The organism is Rhizobium sp. TH135 (genome assembly GCF_002855515.1).
Classification (GTDB): Bacteria; Pseudomonadota; Alphaproteobacteria; order Rhizobiales; family Rhizobiaceae; genus Allorhizobium.
In genome coordinates this window covers 1-6597 of sequence record NZ_PKRP01000012.1, presented here as the reverse complement: position 1 = coordinate 6597, position 6597 = coordinate 1, and the positions used below count along the sequence as shown (strand labels likewise).

The following is a 6597-nucleotide window of genomic DNA, read 5'->3' as shown; positions in this document are numbered from 1 at the left end:
GTTGTTACGCTCTTGGCGCGGGGTGGAGCAGCCCGGTAGCTCGTCAGGCTCATAACCTGAAGGCCGCAGGTTCAAATCCTGCCCCCGCAACCACTGAGACTTGTAAATTCTCCCATTCCGGCAATTTGCGTGACAGTTCATCGATGTAAGCGTCGATGAGCTTGTTCTTTTTGGCCTCCGTGTCGATCTCTCCCGAAGCCATACGCGTCATCAGGTCGTTCTGGGCAGCGGCGAAGAACTGCTGCTGCATGACATCGATCGCGTCCATGGAAGCCATGATGTGGGCGATGTCGCCATGCACCTGCAGGCTTGCCGGCTGGTGGCCCGGCGTCTTGCCGATCACGACGGTCTGGATGAGGTCACGCACCATCGGCATCAGCCGCTGTTTGACCGCTTCGTCGGCGTTGTTGCGCGCGAGGAAGATCAGCTTGCGGATCCCAATCTCGATGTTTGCCGGGTTGAACTGCGCCTTCAGCTTCTCGATCTTCTCCTGGAAATCCTCTGCCGGCTCCTCGACTGTCGCCAGTTCTCGGGCGAGCTCTTCGCGTTTTGCCTCGAGTTCGTCGAGCTGGTCATCGAGGATGGCAAGCCGCGGCCGGCCTTCCGCATGCCGGTCCTGGATCTGCTGCATCAGGCTCGTTTGTGCCGCTTTGATCTTTGCGAGTTCAGCCTCCACTTGCGCCTTGCGGGAAGGGGCGCTCTTCAGTTTGCTCACCTCGTGGGCGATCATCTTCTTCGAAATCCGGTCGAAGATGTCGACCGAGTAGAAGGCGACCGGAAGGCAGTTGAGGACGCGCTCTTCCAGTTCGTGGCGGGTGATCGTCTTGCTGTTGGTGCAGCATTCCCCGTCAAGCTCATCGATCGGCAGGCGCTTCTTGCGGTTGGTGCAGCTATACCGATCCTTTCCGCTGATCGCGTACGGCCCGCCGCACTCGGCACATTGGAGCATGCGGCTGAGAAGATATTCCGGACGATGCGTCGCGTTGAGACGGTTCGTCGAGTGCCGATTGTACTCTTCCCGGCTCTCCGCCTGGCGCTGCTTTGCCCGTTCCCACAGCTCATCCGAAATAATGCGCAGCTCAGGCTTGTCCCCGAACTCCCATTCGTCCCTGTCGTTCGCACGAGAGGTTCGCCGTTCTGTCGTCGGGTCCTTGCGGAACTTCTGTTTGTTCCAGACGACTTTCCCGACATAGAGGGAGTTGTTGAGGATGCCGGTCCCGTCAGTGACGCTGCCCCGGATAGTGGTGTCGCGCCAGTATTTGGTCCGTGCACCCGGGATCCCCCGGTCGTTCAGCTTCTGTGCAATCGCGGCCGGTGAGACCCCGTTGACGTAGTCCTTGAAGATCCCGCGCACGATCTCGGCCTTGACCGGATCGATCTCCCTCAACCCCTTGAGGCGATCGCCATTGGCATCGCGCTGCTGGGAGAGCTTATAGCCATAGGAGAGACAAGTGGTTGCCTTCCCCTTGCGAACGGCCGTCTTCATACCCTCGCGGGTGCGGGTCCGGCCCTGCTCGACGAGTTCATGGCTCATGGTGGAGCGCATGTGCAGCTCCATATCGGTGACCGCCCGGCCGGCTTCAACGGTCCAGATGGCGCAGTCGTGGTAATTGAGATCCTTCAGGATCTTCGACGTGTGCTCCACATCGCGCGACAGGCGGTCGACATTGACGCAGAGTACCACATCAATGTGTTCGCGCTTCACATGTGCGAGGAGTTGCTGGATGCCGGGGCGAGAGGTGAACGAGGTTCCGCTGATTGCGGAGTCGGAGTAAGTCGCGACCAGCTTCCAGTCCCTGTCGGCGACAAACTTCTTGCCGAGTTCCGTCTGGGTCTCGATCGAAACCTCATTCTGGCGGTCGGTCGAGTAGCGGGCGTAGAACAAAACTTTCTTGGTCATTGGGTGCTCATTCATAAACGGATTGCGCGTGAGAGGCATGCTTAGCCTGGCCGGGACAGCTTGGGAGCCCCGGCCAGAGCCAGGTCGTCATGACCTGGCGGTGCGCGTATCGGACGAAACGTCCGGTTTGGCTGTTGTAGTGAGGGGATCAGCAACGGTGAGGATCGTGGCAATTATTGCCGCGGTTCTGCGTGTCTGGGGACGCTATGCGCCCGTTGCTCGAACGGCGCTTCCGGCCTTCAGCGGGGAAGAAGCCTTGTTGGTGAGGATGCCGTAGCACACGTTGCGGATGGCATGAGTGCCCTCGTTGGCCGTCACGCCGGAAATCGACACGACGACGGATGGCCCTGAGAGGACCCGTTCGTCGACATCCCTTGCAACATAGTAGGGATGGCGGGTCTGAGGCGTCCAGAGGGAATGGATCTTCTGAAACGGTGTATGCACGGTACTGTCCTTCGGGTCCTGAGTGGATTTGAAGGAATGCGCTTGCCACTTAGGATCCCTCAGGCGTCCGCTCGCCCCTCGATCCGACCTTGTTGTACCTGCTAAAAAGCTCACCACACGGAGTCAGGTGATGCAGGCTGCTTCGAACTCTCAATTTAGATTGCTGCCGGTCGTTGCCCGATACCGCGGCGGCGCACATACTTGCCAAAGGTTCACCGCTACCTCACTACGGGTTGAGGAGTGGTGCCGGGAGTTCTTCTTGCAGGGTCTGTCCCAGACGGTGTCGATCATCTATGTCATTTACTCAACTTCACCCTTGCAAGTGGGTTCCATTGAGGCGCATTCCGGCTACGGCGCTTACCGTAGCTGGCGCGTTTATCGCCAGCGCAGCGATGTCGGTCAATGATGGCATTAACCTTTTGTCCGACGTAACTCGATCATGTTGAACGAAACCTAGATCGATTCCTTCAAATTTTAACATTCGAGATCCTGCTTCGGCGTGCGCGCTCCCCTCTCTGGAAATCCGATTCAGAATCAAACGCCGTTTGGTGAAGTAACGGGGGGAATGTGTCAGATCCTGCAAACGCGGTTTGTGAAAGGCGATGCGCGATAGCGCATCTGGCAGATACCGAATAAGGGCAGCCGAGAAACCTGATCAATCCTCAAGCTCGGCACCGTCTGCCCCGTCAAGGTGCAGCTTCCGACGAAAAGGCCACTCACCCGTTCGGTACTTGGCGACAAGCTCATCGAATACAGCATCCGATGCTCGCTCATCGAAGCCCTGACGAACCAGAAGCGCGACGACACGATCCTGCAACTCGTCGAGTTCTGCCTCTGCCCGGCGTGCCGCCATTGCCGAGACGATCATGAAGAGGGCGGTGCGGGCGACATCGTCGCGGTTGGGCCTCCTTGCCTTGCGATCGGCATCGCGCAGTCGCTGCTGACGCTCGCGCTGTTCGCGATTGCGGATATCCTGCGATTTGCGTGCCATGCGGTCCCTCACTCCGATACGTCGCCTGCATGGCAGACCGGAACCAGTGCAACAACCTCGGACGCCGCTGAATCGAAAATCCCGGTTTATGAATCGGAAATCCTCAACTCTGAATCAGGAATGCGCAATTTGAGACAGGTTGCGGGGAATGTGCGGCAGATTGAGATACCTCAATCCTTGCAAACAGCGTTTGTGGAAACGCCATTCCACTGTTCTGAATCGGATGTCCAGAGTTCGGAATCGCTGATGCGCAATTTGTCTCAACGCGAGATAGCAGCAGGATACCTTGTCTGCAGGTCAAGACGACTTGTGCACTCTGGTTCTACCGGCAGGATCAAGGCTGCTGCGGCGACCCCAGAAGCTGTTGCATCATCGCGCGCACTTTGACGACGTCAGGCATGGAGCTCTCACTGACATCTTGGAGCTCCACTAGACTATCAAGAAGCTGGTTCCACGGAGACGCCAGGGGCGGCCAGGCCGGGAACATGTGGCTAGGGCTTGAGGCGAGCGGATGCGGCAGCAGGATCAGGTTGTCGATCATTGTATCCAGGTGCTCGCTGGCGATCTGCAGTTGCCTCTGGATGGCTTCGGATTCGTCGTGGTCAAAGCCGACCTCTTCGAGTCGGTCGATCAAATGAATGGTGCGGGCGAGCATCTCCCGGAAGATACGAAACCCGCTGCGTGTCTTCATGACTGCCAGCTCCTCCATGCTCGCCATATCGAAGCGGAGGATTGCATGGTGTGGCTCTTGATAGGCGCGTGGTTCGACGCTCCAGGTCATCAGGATCTGCAGGTCGGCCAGAGAGATCCCGGGGTAGGTTTGAAGAGCCTGCGCGCCGCGGTCAACGTCCTGCTCCTCCCCTTCAGCCAGAGCGGCGACCACTTCCGCGGACACGCCCAAGCGTTCCAGGTTCGGGCGGTGAGGAGTAAGGACGAACTCGGCGTACAAAGCCCGCTCTATAACGGACCGTTTGATACCGGTTCGTTCTACGATAGACGACACCACCTTCGATGATGGCTTCTTGTCAAAAACTTCCGAAAGCGCAATCCCGATGTCGAGGAGCGCCATTGGAGCGGTCTGGTCGATCGCCTCGATGGTTCTGAGCGCGGACTCCAAGGCCTCGGCCCGGTCGGCGGCAACACGGCTTTTTTTACTCATCGGAACTCCTGATCCCCAAGCGGAACGAATGCGTCAATCATCACGGGTATCGGCGAGAGTTTAAGCGCTGATGAATGATGGGAGCGACCGGAGGCCAATGCTGTTGGTGTCCACAGTTTGATCACTTCGACACGTCTGGCTGAACGGGTCGCAGAGGGCAAGGCGCGCTGCGATGCCCGCATCAGTGCAAACGGCGTTTGCCGAAACGCCATTCCAGCGTTCTGAATCGGATGTCCAGAGGTTGGAATCGCTGATGCGCAATTTGTCTTGACGTGCGTGCACGTTGAGCAGACGCGCGATGACTTGTGAGGGTGGACGTGAGCCGTCCCAGCCGTCGCCGTGACCCTCGGCGGCTTTACCTTTAGCGATCGTAAAAATACTTCGAATGGCCTCTGCGTCAAAAAATGCACTCTACGTGCCCACGAGAGTTGGGTGCGGAGCGCACAATTTGAATGTCTCTTAACCGAATTGTTTCCGGATTTATTGAGATAGGTGATGTTAATTATCGACATTAAAGCATCGTATGTCGAGCTGATTGATTAGATTGGTTAACAATCCTGTATTAGTTTGGTGTCTATATTGATTTTTTGGTTGAAAATGAGTGGATTTGCTTTGTTTAGCGTTTGAGTGATTTAGGGCACAATTTGCAATGTTCGTAAATTCGGGCGATAATAGCTTCATCCGATGCCTTTGCGTGTCGGATGATTGTAACGCGTAACTGGAGTACCAGATGAACACCAAGACCAAGCCCAAGGCCCCCACCACCCCCGCCCACACATATGAAAAGCTGAAGATCGATCCTGCGCTTCAGGGCCTTCTCGAGAACAAGGCCGAGCGCATCTTCGAGCTCGGTCGCCGCTCGACGAAGCAGACCTTCCTGATCGGCGACATTCTCAATGAAGTCGCTGACGTACTGGAGGGCTCAACGTTCGCCAAATGGGTGCATAGCCGTTGCGGGATCGCTGCGCGCACTGCGACCGGCTTTATAGCCGTCTCGCGGAACCTCGAGCCGTTCCGCGATGAGATGATTGATCTTAACGTGAGCTCGACGGTGTTGTTCACGATCGCTCATGCGGAGCCGGAGAAGATCCGCGAGGTGCTGAAGCATGCCGAGGAGCATGGTCAGGTCCGGGTCTCGGATGCCAAGGCCATCCTGTCGGACGGGCAGGAGAAGCCGCGCATCAATCCATATGACCAGGGCGGTGTCGGCGGGCTTCAAGCGCTGATTGCCCTTAAATCCCGCGAGGGACAGAAGATCTTCCTTGCCCGGCTCAAGGCGATTGTCGGGGTCATGGATGCGGCTTTGAAAGCCAAGCGGCTCTATAAGGAAAAGCTGCAGGAGGCGCTGACGCTTTCGGCAGGCACCGCCCGAAACGAACTTCGCAATCTGACGCAGTTCGTGGGGTCGTCTGAGATCAGGAGCGAGCACAAAAGCCTCGTGATGTACCCCTATGGCAGTCAGTGGGCGCGGGTCGAAGCCGTGCTGACCCAACTATCCGACAAGGATCGTTGGCCGAAAATGGTCGATTTACGCAAGTGGCTCGAGACTGAAGCCGTGCCCGTCCTGTCCTGGGTGATCTCGAAAGATCGGAAGGCGAAGCTGACCGGCCCAGACGTTACGGACGCTGTCGACGACAGTGACGATGTCGCAGGCCGCCAGTTGCTCGAAGCGGTTCCGTCGCTCGACACGTCTGAACTGATCGAGGTCGGGGACGAGTTTGAGGGAGAGGCCGATGTCGAAGACGAAAACCTCGACGAGGTGACCTCGCCTGTGATGTCGATGTGACCGGCGTCGAGATCGGGAAGGCGGCAACATTGCCTTCCCCCAAACCTTCCCCAGGGCCGCTTGTCGGCCCTTTTTTTGTTTTGGTGCCTGACCGGCTGAAACCGAACAAGACCGCCAGCATTCGGGGACGGCCAGGGCGTCTCGCGGGAGGTCGTGAGCCCGGCGTTAACCTTGTACCGGCTTCGTTCTCATTTTTAAGTTCGGGGTCCTTGAGCGCGACCTCGGGTCCTGCCAGGGTAAGCGCGTTCCGGATGACCGGACAAGCGGCCCAAGCCGATGCGCCAACATCGACGAGGGCCTGACCCTCAGCCTTCGTG

The 6597-nt window shown here is 57.8% G+C and carries 5 protein-coding genes and 1 tRNA gene; 2 read left to right on the top strand and 4 right to left on the bottom strand.

What is annotated here, in order from left to right; all coding sequences use genetic code 11:
* Positions 1-16: 16 nt before the first annotated feature.
* Positions 17-93 (top strand) — tRNA-Met (locus tag C0V73_RS22915).
* Here C0V73_RS22915 and C0V73_RS22910 read toward each other — a convergent pair.
* The 4 genes from C0V73_RS22910 to C0V73_RS22895 all read right to left on the bottom strand — a co-directional run bounded on the left by C0V73_RS22910 (position 50) and on the right by C0V73_RS22895 (position 4494).
* Positions 50-1900, bottom strand: coding sequence for a recombinase family protein (locus C0V73_RS22910; protein WP_102022337.1), 1851 nt, complete (start codon positions 1898-1900; stop codon positions 50-52). The two genes, C0V73_RS22915 and C0V73_RS22910, sit on opposite strands and share 44 nt — an antisense overlap.
* 204 nt (positions 1901-2104) lie before the next feature.
* Positions 2105-2344 (bottom strand): hypothetical protein, encoded by a 240-nt coding sequence (locus tag C0V73_RS22905; RefSeq protein WP_102022336.1) that lies wholly within the window; start codon positions 2342-2344, stop codon positions 2105-2107.
* Between the two features lie 655 nt (positions 2345-2999).
* Positions 3000-3335 (bottom strand): hypothetical protein, encoded by a 336-nt coding sequence (locus C0V73_RS22900; protein ID WP_102022335.1) that lies wholly within the window; start codon positions 3333-3335, stop codon positions 3000-3002.
* Positions 3336-3669: 334 nt separating this feature from the next.
* Positions 3670-4494 carry a hypothetical protein gene (locus C0V73_RS22895; protein WP_102022334.1) on the bottom strand — a complete coding sequence of 275 codons (825 nt, stop codon included), beginning with the start codon at positions 4492-4494 and terminating at the stop codon, positions 3670-3672.
* Positions 4495-5224: 730 nt separating this feature from the next.
* Here C0V73_RS22895 and C0V73_RS22890 point away from each other — a divergent pair.
* Positions 5225-6280 (top strand): hypothetical protein, encoded by a 1056-nt coding sequence (locus C0V73_RS22890; protein ID WP_102022333.1) that lies wholly within the window; start codon positions 5225-5227, stop codon positions 6278-6280.
* Positions 6281-6597: the final 317 nt, after the last annotated feature.

Coding starts and splice junctions, on each gene's coding strand:
- C0V73_RS22910 (WP_102022337.1), bottom strand. CDS start 1,900: ATGACCAAGAAAGTTTTGTTCTACGCCCGCTACTCGACCGACCGCCAG.
- C0V73_RS22900 (WP_102022335.1), bottom strand. CDS start 3,335: ATGGCACGCAAATCGCAGGATATCCGCAATCGCGAACAGCGCGAGCGT.
- C0V73_RS22895 (WP_102022334.1), bottom strand. CDS start 4,494: ATGAGTAAAAAAAGCCGTGTTGCCGCCGACCGGGCCGAGGCCTTGGAG.
- C0V73_RS22890 (WP_102022333.1), top strand. CDS start 5,225: ATGAACACCAAGACCAAGCCCAAGGCCCCCACCACCCCCGCCCACACA.